Source organism: Actinoplanes sp. NPDC026619, from assembly GCF_040638295.1.
Lineage (GTDB): Bacteria > Actinomycetota > Actinomycetes > Mycobacteriales > Micromonosporaceae > Actinoplanes.
In genome coordinates, this window is record NZ_JBEZYA010000010.1 from 27,223 (window position 1) to 44,255 (window position 17,033).

The following is a 17,033-nucleotide window of genomic DNA, read 5'->3' on the forward strand; positions in this document are numbered from 1 at the left end:
GAACCCGGCCGCGGATAGGTCGGATCTCAAGCCAATTTCAGATCGGCGATCATTTCGGTGGTCGGCTGCGCCGAACCCTTCGGCGGCTCCACCGTCACGCCGACGTCGGAGACGCCCGACATCCCCTCGACGATCTGCACGACGGCCGACTGGCCGGGAACGAGCACGCCCGCCGACGCGGCGGTGCTCGAGCGAACGGTCCACAGCTGATAGACCTGTCCGCCCGCCGGTGCGGCGTCGGCGGCCAGCATGATCACGCCGGCGTCGTGCAGGCGGGACATCGCCACCGTGACCTTGCCGCCGCTGGTCAGCCGCTGTTCGCGCACGGTCAGGTCGGGGGCGGCGAGCAGGGCCTGGATGCGCGCCTCGGCGGCCCGGGCGGACACGGCGTCGGCGTGCTCATGGCGTACCCGCTGCTCTTGAACAACCGCGACCGAACCGCCCACCGCGACCACGACGGCCGCCGCGACCGTCAGCTGCCGCCAGCGGGGGTTCGCCGGCCGGGCCGGCGCCGGAACCGAGACCGGCGGCACCTGCCGGGTCGAGGTGATCGCGGTCAGCACATTCGTGCGCAGGCTCGGCGGCGGCACCGACCAGGTGCCGTCGGCCAGCCGGGCGGCCGCGGCGCGAAGGTCGTCGGTCTCGTCCCGGCAGGCCTCGCACTCGCGCAGGTGCCGCTCGAACGCGGCCCGCTCGATGTCGTTAACCGCGTCCAGCACATATGCCCCCAGCAGGGCGTGTGTCTCGGCCGTCATGCTCGCACCCCCGCTCCCAGGCAGTCCCGCAAACGGATCAGCCCGTCTCTCATTCTTGCCTTGACGGTGGGCAGCGCCGCCCCGACCAGCTCCGCGACCTGCGGGTACGAGTGGCCCTGGTAGTAGGCGAGGACGACGGCCTGGCGCTGCAGCTCGGTGAGCCCGTCCAGGCAGTGGCGCACCTGCTGGCGTTCGAGCCGCCCGGCCACCTCGTCGGCGACCGCGTCGTAGGGGGTGTCGATCGACGCGGCGCCGCTGCGGAACGTGCGGTCGGCGGCGGTCTGCTCGGCGCGGACCCGGTCGACCGCGCGGCGGTGCGCGATCGTGAACACCCACGAGGTGGCGGTGCCGCGGGCGGGATCGAAGCGGGCGGCCGTGCGCCACACCTCGAGGAGCACCTCCTGGGCGACCTCCTCGGCCTGCCCGGGATCGCGCAGCACCCGCCGGACCAGGCCGTATACCCGCGGCGCGACCAGGTCGTAGAGCCGCGCGAACGCGCTCTCGTCGCCCTGGGCCACCGCCTTCATCAGGTCGCCCTCGTCGGCGGGTCCGGCCCGGCCGCCGGCGACCGCCGACAGACGGCGGCTCGCGCTGTGCTCCGTCATGTGTGCTCCACCCTCCGCGCGGTTCGGTTCCGCTCGACGTGATTCGGAGCGGTACGCCGCGTGGATGGGTGCCATCATCCGTACGAGCGGTGCCGAGCCGGTCGCGGAACCGGCGCCGGCGCAGTTCGAGGTGTACGACATTCGCACTTCCGCCCAGCTCGACCGGATCGCCCGGTCCGGCGCGGCCATCGACGACGTGGAGCACCTGGTGGTCACGGTCACCGCGACCGACACCGAGGTCCGCACCCTGCGGCGGCACTACACGAGCGACTCGCGGATCAAGAACATCGTCGACTCGCGGGAGATCTGGATCGTTCCCACCGTCAACCCGGACGGCTCCGAGTACGACGTGGCCACCGGGTCGTACCGCTCGTGGCGCAAGAACCGCCAGCCGAACACCGGGGTGGCGGCGGTCGGCACCGACCTGAACCGCAACTACAGCTACAGGTGGGGCTGCTGCGGCGGCTCGTCGGGCACGCCGTCGTCGGCGACCTATCGGGGGAAGTCGGCGTTCTCGGCCCCGGAGACCCAGGTGCTGCGTGACTTCGTGGCGAGCCGGGTGGTCGGCGGAGTGCAGCAGTTCGCCTACACGTTCGAGATGTATCCGACCTCGTCGGCGCAGGGCGGCTTCTATCCGCCGGCCGGCGTCATCAACCGGGAGACCGCCCGCAACAAGGAGGCGGCGCTGATCCTGGCCGAGGTGGCCGACTGCCCGTACAAGGTGATCAATAAGTCCTGCTAGAAGTTGGCCGGGGTGGGCGGGACCTCCCACCCCGGCCGGTTTCAGGATTGCGTCCGGCTCCACTGCTGGTTGGTGCCGCTGCCGCAGGTGTACTGCTGGATGTCGGCGCCGTCGGCGGTGTTCGAGCTGACCACGTCGAGGCACTTGCCGCTGTGCCGGGCCTTGATCAGGAAGTAGCTGCCGGTCGCGGTCCACTGCCACTGCTGGTTGGTGCCGGTGCCACAGGTGTACTGGATGATGTTGGCGCCGTCCGCGGTGGACGAGTTCGCGACGTCGAGGCACTTGCCGCTGTTCTGGTTGACGATGCGGAAGTAGCCGCTGCCGGCGTCCTGGAACTCCCACTTCTGGTTGCCGCCGCCGTTCCACGCGTACTGCTTGATCTCGGCGTTGTTGGCGGTCGAGGCGCTCACCGCGTCCATCACCTTGCCGCTGTTGCGGTTGGTGACCCGGTAGTAGGTGGCCGCGTTGCCGGTGACCGTCCCGGCCGCCGCGTCGATCGTGACCGTCGGATACCAGCTCAGGCTCATGCTCGTCGCCGAGGGAAAGGCGATCGGGAGCCAGACGTACGTCGAGTCGTTGACCGGCCCGCCGTTCGCGCCCGCCCAGCGGTCACCCAGGTAGAGGTAACTCGTGGTCGAGGTGCCCTGGACCGGCAGCACATAGGTCGGCTGGGAGCTGAAGGTCGTCGAGTCGCCCACGTTGGTCCAGCCGGTCCACGGGCCGCTGATGCTGGAGGCCGTCGCGTATTGAGCCTGGTTGGGGCTCCAGCCGGTGGCCGCCGAGGTGAGCATGAAGTAAGTGCTGCCCCGCTTGAACAGCGCCGGCGCCTCCCGGTGCCCGCCGGCCCAGAAGTTCCCGACGACCGCCGCGATACCCGTGTAGTCCGCGTTCAGGCGGTAGATCATCAGGTCGTAGTTCTCGTTGGCCGCCGAGATCATGTAGGCGGTGCCGTTGTCATTGAACAGCGTGATGTCGCGAGACATGTAGGTGCCGTTCGGGCGGAAGCTGCCCTGATAGGTGTAGGCGCCGTCCACGGTCGACGACACCGCCACCGCGGCGCGGGCCTCGCCGTAGTCGGTGCCGCTCTCCTTGTGCATCCACATCACGTACTTGCCGGTGGTCGCGTTGTAGATGACCTTGGGTCGCTCGATGTTGGCGCCGGCCAGCTCGGACGCGGACGCCGACGTCAGCACGTTGCTGCGGAACTCCCAGGTCTTGAGGTCGGTGGACCGGTAGACCGAGACCGCCTTGAACGTGTTGTCGGCGTTGCGGTTCTCGCCGAACCAGTAGTAGTAGGAGCCCACCTTCAACACTCCCCCGCCGTGCGCTTGCACGCCGGCGCCGGAGGTGTCGGTGAACTGGGTGCCGTTGGTGATGGTGACCGCCGCCGCCAGCGCCGGCACCGGCGCTACGAGCACGGAGGCCAGGACGAGGGCCGCTACGAGTCGCCATTTCATGCCCCTGTTGGTAGCCGAGCGCTCCCCTGCGCCGCCATGAAACGTCCAAAAGCGAAACAACTCGTTCATCGTTGACCATCTATGCAGAGCGCGCTATGTTAACGTTCACGAAACATTTGGGAGCGCGCCGTGACCCTCTTCCAGGTGCAGCGCCACGAGCGCCTGATGAGCGAACTGCATCAGCACGGCGCCGTCCGGGTCAGCGAGCTGGCCCGCGACCTCGGCGTTAGCGAGCTGACCATCCGCCGCGACATCGCCGCCCTGGCCGCCCGCAATCTGGTCACCCGGGTGCACGGCGGCGCCACCCTGCCGATCCGCTCCCGCCCGGCCGGCCGCCCCCGCAGCTCGACCACCCTGACCGTCGGCATGGTCGTGCCGTCGCTCGACTTCTACTGGCCGCCGGTGGTGGCCGGCGCCCGGGCCGCCGCAGCCGCCCTCGGCGTGACCGTGCAGCTGCGCGGCTCCACCTACGACCCGGACGAGGACCGGTGGCAGATCGGGCGGCTGATCGAGGCCGGCGAGGTGCGCGGTCTGCTGCTCGCGCCCAGCCTGGACGGCGACGACGAGATGATCGAGTGGATCGGGCGGCTGCGGGTGCCGGCCGTCCTGATCGAACGGCAGCCCCGGCGCTGGACCTCGACGTCCCGGCAGGTCGAGTGGGTGCGCAGCGATCATGCTCTCGGGCTGGAGATCGCGCTGCATCACCTGCGCGAGAGCGGCCACCGGCGGATCGGGCTGCTCGTCTCGCGCGGCAGCCCGACCTCGGCGTACCTGCTGAAAGCCTGGCCGGAGGACCAGCCGCCGGTGATCCTCGATGATCCGCCGGATCGGCGCGCCCTTCTCTCGATCATCGCCGGCCGCGCCTGCACCGCATTGATCGTGCACAGCGACCCGCATGCGATCGCGGTCGCCCAGGCGTGCGCCGAGGAGGGCATCCGCATTCCCGATGATCTGGCGCTGGTCTCCTACGACGACGAGATCGCGCATCTCGGCGAGCCGCCGCTGACCGCCGTCCGGCCGCCGAAGAACCACGTCGGGCGGCTCGCCGTCGAGCTGATCGTGTCGCGGCTGCTCGACGGGGACCGGCGGCCGGTGCGCGGCATGCTCGTCGCGCCCGAGCTGGTGGTGCGGGACTCGTCGTTCGGTTGTGAACGGTTCGGACTGCCTCGGTTCGGTTCGTAGCGCGTCTCGCCGGGGAAGCGCTCCCATGACATCCGTGAAGACACTGCGGAATGCCACCATCCTCGCCCTGGTCGCGGCCGGCCTGGCCGTGCCCGCCGCCGCCACCCCCGCGGTCGCCGCCACGTCCGGCTTCCGCGGCGTCAACTGGGCCGATCAGCGCGACAACTTCGTCGACGACACGCTCGTGCTGGGCGGCCTCGCCACCTCGGACAGTTATGCGACTACGCAGGCCAAAGCCAACGGGATCCTCACCGGGTTCCAGAACAATCTGGGCGCCAATACGGTTCGGATGCCGGTGAATTATGCAACGGTCTCCGGGTCGTACTGGAACTCTTACATCGGCGCTATCGATGCGGCGACGGCCAAATCTATGAAGGTCATCCTGAGCTACTGGGAGGGGGCCAGCTCGCGTAATGGAACGGTGGACAACACCACCCAGTACTGGTCGATGTGGCAGACGATCGTCACCAAGTACTCGGGCAACGCCAACGTGTACTTCGAGCCGTTCAACGAGCCGTACGGCTACAGCGACACCGACTGGAAGAACCTGGCCGCGCAATGGCTCAGCACGTACGGAAGCGTCCCGCGCGGCCGGGTGATCATCAGTGGGGCCGGCTACAACCAGCGGCTCACCACGATCGGCAGCGACACCCGCTTCGACGGCACGCTGATCTCCCGGCACACCTACCAGTTCTTCGACTCCAGCCGCACCACCGAGGACTCCTGGCGGGAGTCGCTGCGCACCAGCGTCGGGGCATACAAGGACCGGGTGCTGATCACCGAGTTCGGCGCGCCGATGACCGACGGGCGCAACTACAACGTGAACTCGACCAGCGACAGCTACGTCGCGTTCATCCGGGGCACCGCCGCCGAGGCGCGCGCCGAAGGGCTCGGCACCGTCTACTGGCCGGGCGTGCGCATCGCCGACCCGTACCGCCTCCAGGAGATCACCGGCAGCGGCACCAGCCTGGGCCTGTCCACCACCAACGCCTCCGGCAAGGACCAGCTCAACTACTCGTGGGGCCTGTCCGGCGGCGGCAACGTGGCGCTCACCCACTACCAGGTGCTCAACCGCAACAGCGGCAAGGCGATGGATCTGGTCAGCGCGTCGGTCGCGGACAGCGCCGAGGTCAAGCAGTACGCCTACAACGGCGGGCTCAACCAGAAGTGGGCGTTCGAGGACCTCGGCACCGGTTACGTCCGCGTCGTCAACCAGAACAGCGGCAAATGCCTCGACGTCGCGTCAGCCTCCACCGCGGACAGCGCCAACGTCATCCAGTACACCTGCGGCACCGGCACCAACCAGCAATGGCAGTGGGTCGCCTCCGGCTCGTACTACCTGCTCAAGGCCCGGCACAGCGGCAAATGCCTGGACGTGGTGAGCGCCTCGACCGCCGACGGCGGCGACATCACGCAGTACACCTGCAACGGCGGCACCAACCAGCAGTGGAGCCGGACGGCTGCCTAGTCGCAGTGCTCGAGCGGGCTGTCGTAGGCGACCGTGCCGACCGAGCCGCCCCACCGCACACACGTCGCGGCGGCCTTGGCCTTCACCGGGCCCGCGTAGTACTGGAAGGAGCCGGCGTCGGTCGCCCGGTCGGCTCCTTCCACCTCGAGGTACGCGGCGACGTCGGTCTCCGTGCCGATGTCGGTGAGCTTCAGCGTCACCGTGCAGTTCTTCTTGGTCGTCGCGTTGTACAACAGATAAACCCGGCCGAGCAGGGCGCCGCCCGCGTCCTTCAGCGCCACCTGGTCGATGGCCACGAACGCCGCGCCGCACACGTCGCGCGCGCTGTAGGGATTCGCGGCGGGCGCCGAGGTCGCCGTCTCCGACGGCTCCGGGCCGGGATCTCCGGGGGTGGTCACGCTGGGTCCGGCCCCCGCCGGCACCGTCGTTCCCGGCAAGACCCCGGCTGATGTACGGGCGGAAGCAGTCGCCCCCGGCCCGGGTGATCCTGATCGTCCCGGGCCGGACGTGGGCAGGCCGACACGCTTGTCCTCACCGGGCCCGCCACCACCGACGTTGGGCACGCCGATCTGACTCGCGCCGGGCGTCTGCCCCTGCGCGGGAGTGGGCCCGGGACGCATGGCAAGCGTGACGCCCACCCCGGCCACCGCCAGGACCAACGCCCCCACCGCAACCAGCACAGTCTTCCGCCCACGCCCACCTTTAGCTGGCCCGCCACCAGTCGGCGGCACCGGACCGCCAGCCGCCGGCGAGAGCGCCGCCGCCTTTTGACCCGGCGCTCCCCGGCCCGTGTTCCCGCGCCCCGCGAAGCCCTGACCGGCGTTTCCCTGGCCCACCATTCCCGGGCCAGCGTTAGCCGGGCCCGCCAGGCCGGGGCCGCCGATCCTCTGTCCCGCCAGGCCGAGGCCCCCGCTTGCCTGGCCCGCGGCGCCATAGCCCGCGGCGCCATAGCCCGCGGCGCCATAGCCCGCGGCGCCATAGCCCGCGGCGCCATAGCCCGCGGCGCCCCAGGGTGCCGAGCCGTGCACCGCGTTTCCCCCAGCCATCGGGCCGTGGCCAGCGGCGTTGTGGACGGTCGCGGTTTGTCCCGGTGGGGTCTCGCTTCCCGGTGCGTAGACCGGCATGCGCCGCGACGGGCCCTGGCCGGTGAGCGCGACCCGGGCCGCGGCGGCGAAGGCGGCCGCGCTCTGGTGGCGGCGGGCCGGGTCCTTCTCCAGCGCGCGCAACACCACGGCGGCGACCTGTGCGGGCACGTCGAACGGCAGCGTCGGCGGGTCGGCGACGATCAGCTGGGCGATCACCTGCAGTGGATTGTCGCCGACGTAGGGCGGGCGGCCGGTGAGGCAGATGTAGGCGACGGCGCCCAGCGCGTACACATCGGTGGCCGGGGTTACCGGTTTGCCCTCGGCCTGCTCGGGGGCCATGTAATGCGCCGAGCCGAGCACGACGTTGGTGCTGGTCAGGCCGGCGCCGGTGGTGGATCGGGCGACACCGAAGTCGACGAGGACGAGCGCGCCACCCGGGCGTACGAGGAGGTTGCTGGGTTTGACGTCGCGGTGGATGATGCCGGCCTCGTGTGCGGCCTGCAGCGCGTCGGCGACCTGCCCGACGATCTCCACCGTCTCGGCCGCGGCCAGCTTGCCGGCCGCCTGGATCCGGGCGGCGAGGGACGTGCCCTCGACGAACTCCATCACCAGGTAGTCGAGGTTGCCGCCGCCGTCGAGCGGGGTCTCGCCGAAGTCGTAGACCTGCACGATGCCGGGGTGACGCAGCGACGCCATCATCCGGGCCTCGGTGCGGAAGCGGGCGATGAACTCACGGTCGGCGGCCAGGCCGGGTAGCAGCACCTTGACCGCGACCGGGCGGTGCAGCAGCCGATCGACGCCGCGCCAGACCTCGCCCATGCCACCGGCCGCGATCCGCTCGGTCAGTTCGTAGCGCTCGCTGAGCACGGCTCCGGGGGACAGCACCCGGCCATGGTACTGGCCGGACCCGGGGGCCCGGCCAGTAGCGAACGTACGAATACTGTCAGTGTTCGAACCCGGGGGCCGCCGTTACGCCACCAGTGGCTTCAGCGCCTCGCCGGCCTGCGCGACGGCGCCCGGGATGTGGCCGGTGCGCACCAGGTTGAGGGTCAGGCCGGTGATGCCCGCGTCGATCACGTCGTGCTTGAGCTGCTCGGCGACCTGCTCCGCGGTGCCGATGAAGACCCGGTTGAGGCGGTCCGGCGGAACGCTGTCGAGCATCCGCTTCGACTCCTCCTCCGACTCGACGATCACCGCCATGGCCAGGTAGCTGGTGGGCAGCGTGGCCGGGTCACGGCCGGCCTCCTCGCAGCGCTGCCGCAGCGCCGCCACCTTCTTCGGGACGTCGGCGCGGTCGCAGATGATGTTCATGTGGTCGGCGAACTCGGCCGCCATCCGGAACGTCTTCTTCTCACCGGAGCCGCCCAGCATGATCGGGATCCGCTTGCGGTAACGCGGGTTGTTCATCGCGCTCTCGACCTTGTACCACTTGCCGGCGAACGTCGGGTTCTCGCCGCTCAGCATCGGCGAGATGATGTTGAGTGCTTCCTCGAGACGCTCGAAGCGGTCGGTGAACGTGCCGAACTCATAACCGAAGTCGTTGTGTTCCCGTTCGAACCAGCCGGCGCCGATGCCGAGGACGGCCCGGCCGTGCGACACCATGTCGAGCGTGGTGACGGTCTTGGCGAGCATCGGCGGATTGCGGTAGGTGTTGCCGGTGACCAGGGTCGACAGCTGGATCGTCGAGGTGGCCGTGGCCAGCGCGCCCAGCGTCGTGTAGGCCTCGAGCATCGGCTGGTCCGGCGTGCCGATGCCGGGCAGTTGGTAGAAGTGGTCCATCACCAGGACCGTGTCGAAACCGGACGCCTCCGCCTCCCGTGCCTGTGCGACCACCGTGTCGAAGATCTGCTCGACCGGCTTGTCCGGGTAGGTGAAGTTCGGGATCTGGTATCCCAGGCGAATCGTCATACCCCCAGCCTTACCACTCATCCGTTGCCGTTGCCCTTCAGTACGTCGCACGGCCTCCGCTGATGTCGTAAACGGCGCCGGTCGAGAAGGTGACCTTCGCCGAGCACAGCCAGGCGATCAGCTCGGCCACCTCACCCGGCTGCCCGACCCGGCGCATCGGGATGAGGCCGGTGATGTGGGCGAGGGCGGCGGGGCCGGTGTCGGCGTTCATCGGGGTCTCGATGACTGCCGGGGCGATCGCGTTGGCGAGCACGCCGGTGGTGGCCAGCTCCTTGCCGAGCGACTTGGTGAGGGCGATGACGGCGGCCTTGGACGCCGAATAGGGCGACATGTTCGGATTGCCGTCCTTGCCGGCCATGCTGGCGATGTTGACGATCCGCCCCCAGCCCTTGCCGATCATGCCGGGGACGAAGGCCTGGCAGGTGTTGAAGGTGCCGCGCACGTTGACCGCGAAGGTGCGCTCCCAGCCGTCGAGCGGGATCTCCCAGAGCGGCGCGTTCGGCCCGACGATGCCGGCCGAGTTGACCAGGATGTCCACCGGCCCGGTCTCGGCGGCGGCCGCGCGCACCGCGGCCGGGTCGGTCACGTCGACCCGCAGGTCGGCGCCCTCGGCCAGGTCGAGGGTCAGGGTCTTGATGCCGTCGGCGGCCAGCCGGGCCGCGACCGCCGCGCCGATGCCGCTGCGACCGCCGGTGATCACCGCGGTGCGCATCAGTGCGACTCCCGGGAGACCTGCGAGCCGCTGGAACCGACCAGGAAGTCGCAGTCGGCGCCGGTGCTGGCCGGCCCGACCGTGTCGACGTAGAGCTTCTCCCACCCTCTCTTCGGCGCCGCGTAGGCCTTGACTGCCTCCGGCGCCGCTTCCCGGGCGGCCAGTTCCTCGTCGGGGATGTCCACGTCCAGGCGCCGTTTCGCCACGTCGAGCACGATGATGTCGCCGGTGCGCACCTTGGCGAGCGGGCCTCCGGCGGCGGCCTCGGGAGTGACGTGCAGGACCACCGTGCCGTAGGCGGTGCCGCTCATCCGGCCGTCGCAGATGCGCACCATGTCGCGCACACCGGCCTCGAGGAGCTTCCGCGGCAGTGGCGTGTTGGAGACCTCGGGCATGCCGGGGTAGCCCTTGGGGCCGCAGCCGCGCAGGATCAGGACCGAGTCGGCGGTGACGTCGAGGCCGGGGTCGTCGAGCCGGGCGTGCAGGTCTTCGATCGAGTCGAACACGACGGCCGGCCCGCGGTGGGACAGCAGCTCGGGCGACGCCGCGGCCGGTTTGATCACCGCGCCGCCCGGGGCGAGGTTGCCGTAGAGGACCGCGATGCCGGCCTCGGGCTGCAGCGGCTCCGCCCGGGTCCGGATCACCTCCCGGTCGTAGACCTGGGCCTCGCCGAGATAGTCGGCCAGCGGGCGGCCGGTGACCGTCAGCGCGGCCGGGTCGAGCAGGTCGCGCACCTCTTTCAGGACGGCGTGCAGACCGCCGGCCCGATAGAGGTCGTCCATCAGGAAGCGGCCGGCCGGCTGCAGGTCGACCAGCAGCGGCACGCCGGAGCCGACCCGGTCGAAGTCGTCCTGGGTCAGCTCGATGCCGAGCCGGCCGGCGATGGCCAGCAGGTGCACGACCGCGTTGGTGGACCCGCCGATCGCGGCGAGGGCGACGATCGCGTTGAGGAACGACGCCCGGGTCAGCACGTCGCTGGGCTTGCGCTGCGCGTCGACCATCTCGACCGCCAGGACGCCGGTGGCGTGCGCGGCCTCGAGCAGGCGGCTGTCGGGAGCCGGGGTGCCGGCGATGCCGGGCCGGGTCATGCCGAGCACCTCGGCGAGCAGGCCCATCGTCGAGGCGGTGCCCATCGTGTTGCAGTGGCCGCGGCTGCGGATCATCGAGGACTCCGAGCGGCGGAACTCGGCCGCGCTCAGCGTGCCCGCCCGCACCTCCTCGGAGAGCTGCCAGACACTGGTGCCGCAGCCCAGCGGCACACCCCGGAACGTGCCGGTGAGCATCGGCCCGCCCGGCACCACGACGGCCGGGATGTCGACCGAGGCCGCGGCCATGAGCAGGGCCGGGATGGTCTTGTCGCAGCCGCCGAGCAGCACGACGCCGTCGATCGGGTTGGCCCGCAGCATCTCTTCGATCGCCATCGCGGCCATGTTGCGCCACAGCATCGCGGTCGGCTTGACCAGCGTCTCGCCCAGCGACACCACCGGCAGGTTGAGCGCGATGCCGCCGGCTTGATGGATGCCGTCGGCCACGCTGCGGGACACCTCGTTGAGATGCGCGTTGCACGGGGTCAGGTCGGAGGCGGTGTTGGCCATCGCGATGTGCGGGCGCCGGCCGTCGAACGCGTCGTCGGGCAGGCCGCGGCGCATCCAGGCGCGGTGGATGTAGCTGTTGCGGTCGTCTCCGCCGTACCACCCGGCGCTTCGTCTTTCCGTCATCCCGACCTCCGGCCTCTCGCCGATGCGAACGCTACCGCCGACGCTCGCCGGAAAGATAGAGCTTTCATTCTGTCGGAACTGAGGTCTAACATCCGGAACATGACCGATCCGGAGAGCCGCCTGGTGGGCGCCGACCGCGTCCTCGCGGTGCTGGCCGAGCTGGCCCGGCACCCGCAGGGCATCGGTCTGGAAGACATGGCCCGCGCCATGGACAGCCCGAAACCGACGATCCACCGGTGCCTCGCGGCGCTGCGCCGGGCCGGTTTCGCGGCGCAGGACGGTTACGGGCGTTATGTGCTGGGTGACGAGTTCCTCCGCCTGGCGTTCGCGCACCACGAGGCCCGCCCCGATCACGTGCGGGTGCTGCCGATGCTGCAGGCGCTCTGCGAGCGCTACGGCGAGACGGTCCACTACGCGACCCTCGACGGCCGCTCGGTGGTCTACCGGTCGAAGCTCGATCCGCCCAGCGGCGCGGTCCGGCTCACCTCGGTGGTCGGCGGCCGCAACCCGGCGCACACGACCGCGGTCGGCAAGCTGCTGCTCGCCGCGACGCTCCGGAGCCGGGAGGCCGTCCACGAGTGGGTCGGCGGCACCGAGCTGGAGACACCCACCCCACGCTCGGTCGCCACCACCGACCAGCTGTGGGACGAGCTGCGAATCACCCACGAGCGCGGCTTCGGGGTGGATGATCAGGAGAACGAGCCGGGGGTCAACTGCCTGGCGGTCCCGGCCTACCTCACCTCACCGACCGTGCCGAGCGGCGCGATCAGCATCAGCGGCCTCGCCTACCGCACCCCGATCGAGAAGTTGGTCGCCGACGTGCCCGCGATCCGCGCGATCGTGGCCGGAACGGAGCTGCCATGATCACCTCGCTGGAAGTCACCCCGATCAGTCCCGACCGTTACGAGCTGGGCGAGGGCCCGCTCTGGGATTCCGCACGGCAGCGCCTGCTCTGGGTCGACATCCTGGCCGGCCAGGTGCTCGCCGGCCGTCTCGACCCGTTCGAGGTGACCGACACCTGGTCGTTCGACGACTTCGCCACGGCCGTCGCCGTCGCGGCCGACGGTTCGCTGCTCGTCGCCGAGCGCGAGATCCTCACCCGGGTCGATCCGGACGGGCGGCGCAGCCAGGTGGCCCGGGTGCTCGCGGCCGGCTGCGGCAGCCGCCTCAACGACGGCGCGGTCGACCCGTCCGGCCGCTTCGTGGTGGGCAGCATGGCGCTGGACGACCGCACCGGCCAGGAGGTCCTGGTCCGGCTGGAGAACGGCGGCTGCACCACGCTCGACAGCGACCTCACGCTCTCCAACGGCCTGGCCTGGACGCCGGACGGCAGCGGGCTCTACAGCATCGACTCGGTCGCCCGCCGGGTCCGGGTGCGCGACTACCCGGGCGGCGATCGCCACGACCTGCTCGAGATCACCGGCGGGCTGCCCGACGGCATGTGCCTCGACAGTGACGGCAACCTGTGGATCGCGGTCCACGGCGCCGGCCGGGTCGAGTGCCGCAGTCCGGGCGGCACCCTGTTCGGCGTCATCGAGCTCGACACGCCGCAGCCCACCAGTGTCGCGTTCGCCGGTCCCGACCTCGACGTCCTGGTCATCACGACCGCGACCGAGGGCATGTCCGCCGCCGGCCTGGCGGCGCATCCCGACTCGGGCCGCATCTTCACCGCCCGCGTCGGCGCAACCGGCCTCCCCACCCCGTACTGGAATCCCGCCCTCTGAATCGGAGACCCCGTGCATCTCATGCGTGTCGGCGCCCCCGGCGCCGAAAAGCCGGTAGTTCGCGTCGACGACCGCTCCTACGTCGACGTGTCCGACCTGGTGACGGATTTCGACGAGTACTTCTTCGGCAGCGGTGGCATCGCCGCGCTCGCCGAGCCGGTCGCCGAGCGGATCGCCGCCGGTGAAACCGAGTCGTTCGGCGATCAGCGGATCGGCGCCCCGATCGCCCGCCCGCACCAGCTGCTGTGCATCGGCCTCAACTACCGCGACCACGCGGCCGAGACCGGTCAGGCCGTGCCGGACGAGCCGATCCTGTTCACCAAGTCACCGAACACGCTGGTCGGGCCGAACGACGACATCCGCATCCCGCGCGGCTCCACCAAGACCGACTGGGAGGTGGAGCTCGGCATCGTCATCGGCAGCCGCACCTCCTACCTCGACTCCCCCGCCGACGCGGCCGCCGCCATCGCCGGATACGTGCTGGTCAACGACGTGAGCGAGCGCGAGTTCCAGATGGAGCGCGGCGGCCAGTGGAGCAAGGGCAAGTCGGCGGAGACGTTCAACCCGGCCGGCCCGTGGCTGGCGACGCCGGACGAGATCCCGGACGTGCTCCACCTGGGCATGACCCTCGACGTCAACGGCGTGCGCCGGCAGACCGGCAACACCGCCACGATGATCTTCGACCCGTTCTTCATCGTGCACCACCTGAGCCAGTTCATGGTTCTCGAGCCGGGCGACCTGATCAATACCGGCACCCCGCCCGGCGTCGGCATGGGCTTCCGGCCGCAGGTGTGGCTGCAGGCGGGCGACGTCGTCGAGCTGTCCATCGACCGGCTCGGCACCGCCCGGCAGAACGTGATCGGCCCCCGCTGATGCGTGCTCTCGTCCTCACCGGCCCCGGCAAGGCGGAGGTCCAGGACGTCCCGGCGCCCTCCCCCGGGAACGACCAGGTGGTGGTCGACGTCGAGCGGGTCGGTGTCTGCGGCACCGACATGGAGCTGTTCAGCGGCGAGATGAGCTATCTGCACACCGGCGCGTCGTCCTATCCGCTGCGCCTCGGCCACGAGTGGTGCGGCACGGTGACGGCGGTCGGCGCCGGGGTCGGCGAGAGCTGGGTGGGCCGCCGCGTCACCGGCGACACGATGATCGGTTGCGGTCACTGCCGGCGCTGCGAGCAGGGCCGGCACTGGGTCTGCGAGCAGCGGTTCGAGCTGGGCATCCGCGACGGCCTGCCAGGGGCGCTCGCCGAGCAGGTCGCGGTGCCGGCCGCCTACCTGCATGCGCTGCCCGACCCGGTGGACGCGACGCTCGGCGCCCTGGTCGAGCCGGGCGGCAACGCGCTGCGCTGCGTCCAGGCCGCCCAGCTGAGCCCCGGGGAGCGGCTGCTGGTGCTGGGGACGGGCACGATCGGGCTGTTGGTCGCGATGTTCGCGCGGGCCGGCGGCGCCGAGGTGCATCTGATCGGCCGCGGCGACGACGATCTGGCCCTGCCGAAATCGCTGGGCTTCGGCCACGCGTGGACCCGCACGGCCCTGCCCGACCTGCCGTGGGACGCGGTGGTGGACGCGTCGACCGGCGCCGAGATGCCGCCGTTCGCGCTCGACCGGGTCGAGCCGGGCCGCCGCGTCGTCTACATCGGGCTGTCCGTGCCGCCCAGCCTGGTCGACACGCGTGACCTCGTCCTCAAGGACGTGACCGCGGTCGGCGTCCTCGGCGCCTCGGCCGGGCTGGCCGGCGCCATCAACGCGTACGCCGACGGATCGGTCGACCCGCGCCCGCTGGTCGCCGCCACCGTCACCCTCGACGAGATCGTGGACGTCTTCGCCGGCCGGCGCCCGCCGGGCACCGGCCCGAAAGTCCACGTCGACCCCCGCCTCTAAGGAGCTGAGATGAGCGAATTCGACGGTCTCACCGCGATCGTCACCGGAGGTGCCTCCGGGATCGGGCTCGCCACCGCCACCCTGCTCGCGTCGCGCGGCGCCCAGGTGGCCTGCCTCGACCTCAACCCCGAGGTGGACAAGCCGCTGATCGGTGTGCGCGCCGACGTCACCGACGACGAGTCGATCCGCGCCGCGGTGGCGTCGGCCGCCGAAACGCTCGGCGGCATCGACGTGGTCATCAACAACGCCGGGATCGGCGCGCAGGGCACGGTCGAGGACAACGACGACGCCGAGTGGGCCCGGGTCTTCAACGTCAACGTCTACGGCATGGTCCGCACGACCAGGGCCGCGCTCCCCTACCTTCGCCGCTCGTCGCACGCGGCGGTGGTCAACGTGTCGTCGATCGCCGCCACCGCGGGCCTGCCGCAGCGCGCGCTCTACTCCGCGACCAAGGGCGCGGTCCTCTCGATGACCCTCGCCATGGCCGCCGACCACCTCCAGGAGGGCGTCCGGGTCAACTGCGTGAACCCCGGCACCGCCGACACCCCGTGGATCGGCCGCCTGCTCGCCAAGGCCGACAACCCCGAGGCCGAGCGCGCCGCACTCGAGGCCCGGCAGCCGACCGGCCGCCTGGTGAGCGCGGACGAGGTGGCCGCGGCGATCGCCTACCTGGCCAGCCCACTCGCCGCGGCCACCACCGGCACGTCCCTGGCCGTCGACGGCGGCATGCAGGGCCTGCGCCTGCGCCCACGCACCTGAGGGGTGCCGGCCCGGGAACCGGGTGTGACCTGGTGGCGTCTCAACGGTTCCACGAGGGGGCGGGACCATGGGTGGGCGTACGTCAGCGTTGGCGGTTTGTCTGGTTCTGCTGGCCGGCTGTGCCGGGCCGGCGCCGGCTGACGGGGAGAAGCCGCGGCGGGACGCGCGGTCCCGTGGGGTGCCGGTCGTCGAGGCGGCGTGGGTCTCGTGTGACCGGTTTGTGCCGGCGCCGGACGGCATGCTGTTCGGCGGCGGGTGGGAGGCGGTGGTGCTGCCGGCGCTGGGCGGCACGTTCCGGGCGGTTGCCGCGGTCATCTGCCGCAGCGACTCGCAGCCGCATCCCGGCGGCGGGTCGGATCTGGTGGCCGTCGAGGAGCGGGCTACGGACATCGCCGACCTGGTCACGGCGCTGCGGCTGCCGGATCAGAGCATGCGGGACTGCCATGGCGAGTTCTGGGCGCAGTACGTGCCGTGGCTGGCGCTGCTGGATGCCCAGGGGCGCTGGGTCCGGCCCGGCATACCGCTGGCGCCGTGCAACGCGCCGCGGGCCGAGGTCAGCGCCGCGATCGCCCGGCTGCCGGTCACCCGCGTCTCGACCCGGGTGCTGCGCCGCAACGATCGGGACGTGGCCAAGGCGGGCGGGTGCCACGACGCGGAGCCGTACGACGAGGTCTTCGGGGTGGTCCATGAACCCGACCCGGCGTCCTTGCCCGCCGCCACCGCCGGCATGCGGGTCTGCCGGTTCCGCACCGGGTCGGCCGTGCTCGATGGTTACGGCATCCTCCAGGACGGCGGCCCGCTCCCGGCCGCGACGTGGGCTGAGGTCCGGCGCGAGATCGCCGCGGCCGGGCCGGCGGCCGCCTGTGACCAGGTCGGCACGCGTTTCGCCGTGCTTCGCGAGAAGTCGTGGGACCGGCCGATCTCGGTGGAGGCGGACGGCTGCCGCCGGGTGCTGATCGAGGGGAGCATCAGCAACCGGGGCGACCTGCGGCAGGGCTCCGCCGAGCTGGTGTCGCTGCTCTACGGCTGATCGGCCGG

14 protein-coding genes and 2 pseudogenes are annotated in these 17,033 nt (G+C 71.2%); 9 read left to right on the forward strand and 7 right to left on the reverse strand.

Annotation, left to right across the window (positions count from 1 at the left end; genetic code table 11):
- Positions 1-26: 26 nt before the first annotated feature.
- Positions 27-755 carry an anti-sigma factor gene (locus tag AB0E90_RS22285; RefSeq protein WP_360408587.1) on the reverse strand — a complete coding sequence of 243 codons (729 nt, stop codon included), beginning with the start codon at positions 753-755 and terminating at the stop codon, positions 27-29.
- On the reverse strand, positions 752-1,360 hold the full coding sequence (gene sigK, locus AB0E90_RS22290) for an ECF RNA polymerase sigma factor SigK (RefSeq protein ID WP_360408590.1): 609 nt from the start codon (positions 1,358-1,360) through the stop codon (positions 752-754). Before sigK ends, AB0E90_RS22285 begins: the two co-directional genes overlap by 4 nt.
- Before the next feature lie 118 nt (positions 1,361-1,478).
- Between sigK and AB0E90_RS22295 the strand changes: the two are divergent.
- Positions 1,479-2,093 (forward strand): annotated as a pseudogene (locus AB0E90_RS22295) (M14 family zinc carboxypeptidase); the annotation flags it as partial.
- Between the two features lie 50 nt (positions 2,094-2,143).
- On the opposite strand, the gene AB0E90_RS22300 reads toward AB0E90_RS22295, so the two are convergent.
- Positions 2,144-3,559, reverse strand: coding sequence for an RICIN domain-containing protein (locus AB0E90_RS22300; RefSeq protein ID WP_360408593.1), 1,416 nt, complete (start codon positions 3,557-3,559; stop codon positions 2,144-2,146).
- 129 nt (positions 3,560-3,688) lie between these two features.
- On the opposite strand from AB0E90_RS22300, the gene AB0E90_RS22305 reads away from it, so the two are divergent.
- A complete protein-coding gene (locus tag AB0E90_RS22305) occupies positions 3,689-4,741 on the forward strand; it encodes a substrate-binding domain-containing protein (protein ID WP_360408596.1) in 1,053 nt (350 codons plus the stop codon).
- A 34-nt stretch (positions 4,742-4,775) separates the two neighbouring features.
- Entirely contained in the window at positions 4,776-6,209 is a 1,434-nt protein-coding gene (locus AB0E90_RS22310; RefSeq protein WP_360408598.1) for an RICIN domain-containing protein, read from the forward strand.
- Between the two features lie 1,142 nt (positions 6,210-7,351).
- On the opposite strand, the pseudogene AB0E90_RS22315 reads toward AB0E90_RS22310, so the two are convergent.
- From AB0E90_RS22315 to AB0E90_RS22330, 4 genes and pseudogenes are all read right to left on the reverse strand, one after another.
- Positions 7,352-8,179: pseudogene (locus tag AB0E90_RS22315) on the reverse strand (serine/threonine-protein kinase); the annotation flags it as partial.
- Positions 8,180-8,263: 84 nt separating this feature from the next.
- Positions 8,264-9,202: an LLM class F420-dependent oxidoreductase gene (locus AB0E90_RS22320; RefSeq protein ID WP_360408601.1), complete on the reverse strand. Its 939-nt coding sequence runs from the start codon at positions 9,200-9,202 to the stop codon at positions 8,264-8,266.
- Between the two features lie 37 nt (positions 9,203-9,239).
- A complete protein-coding gene (locus AB0E90_RS22325; RefSeq protein WP_360408604.1) occupies positions 9,240-9,914 on the reverse strand; it encodes an SDR family NAD(P)-dependent oxidoreductase in 675 nt (224 codons plus the stop codon).
- Positions 9,914-11,632, reverse strand: a complete 1,719-nt coding sequence (locus tag AB0E90_RS22330; RefSeq protein ID WP_360408607.1) for an IlvD/Edd family dehydratase — start codon at positions 11,630-11,632, stop codon at positions 9,914-9,916. The genes AB0E90_RS22325 and AB0E90_RS22330 overlap by 1 nt, the downstream gene beginning before the upstream one ends.
- 99 nt (positions 11,633-11,731) lie before the next feature.
- On the opposite strand from AB0E90_RS22330, the gene AB0E90_RS22335 reads away from it, so the two are divergent.
- From AB0E90_RS22335 to AB0E90_RS22360, 6 genes are all read left to right on the forward strand, one after another.
- On the forward strand, positions 11,732-12,496 hold the full coding sequence (locus tag AB0E90_RS22335; RefSeq protein WP_360408610.1) for an IclR family transcriptional regulator: 765 nt from the start codon (positions 11,732-11,734) through the stop codon (positions 12,494-12,496).
- A complete protein-coding gene (locus AB0E90_RS22340) occupies positions 12,493-13,356 on the forward strand; it encodes an SMP-30/gluconolactonase/LRE family protein (RefSeq protein WP_360408613.1) in 864 nt (287 codons plus the stop codon). Before AB0E90_RS22335 ends, AB0E90_RS22340 begins: the two co-directional genes overlap by 4 nt.
- A 12-nt stretch (positions 13,357-13,368) precedes the next feature.
- The gene (locus AB0E90_RS22345) at positions 13,369-14,229 is read left to right on the forward strand and encodes a fumarylacetoacetate hydrolase family protein (RefSeq protein WP_360408616.1); all 861 of its coding nucleotides are present in this window, start codon (positions 13,369-13,371) and stop codon (positions 14,227-14,229) included.
- Entirely contained in the window at positions 14,229-15,236 is a 1,008-nt protein-coding gene (locus AB0E90_RS22350; RefSeq protein WP_360408619.1) for an alcohol dehydrogenase catalytic domain-containing protein, read from the forward strand. The genes AB0E90_RS22345 and AB0E90_RS22350 overlap by 1 nt, the downstream gene beginning before the upstream one ends.
- 9 nt (positions 15,237-15,245) lie before the next feature.
- Positions 15,246-15,995 carry an SDR family oxidoreductase gene (locus AB0E90_RS22355; protein WP_360408622.1) on the forward strand — a complete coding sequence of 250 codons (750 nt, stop codon included), beginning with the start codon at positions 15,246-15,248 and terminating at the stop codon, positions 15,993-15,995.
- A gap of 67 nt (positions 15,996-16,062) precedes the next feature.
- Complete coding sequence (locus tag AB0E90_RS22360; protein ID WP_360408625.1) at positions 16,063-17,025, forward strand: hypothetical protein; 963 nt, start codon at positions 16,063-16,065, stop codon at positions 17,023-17,025.
- The last annotated feature ends 8 nt before the right edge of the window (positions 17,026-17,033 follow it).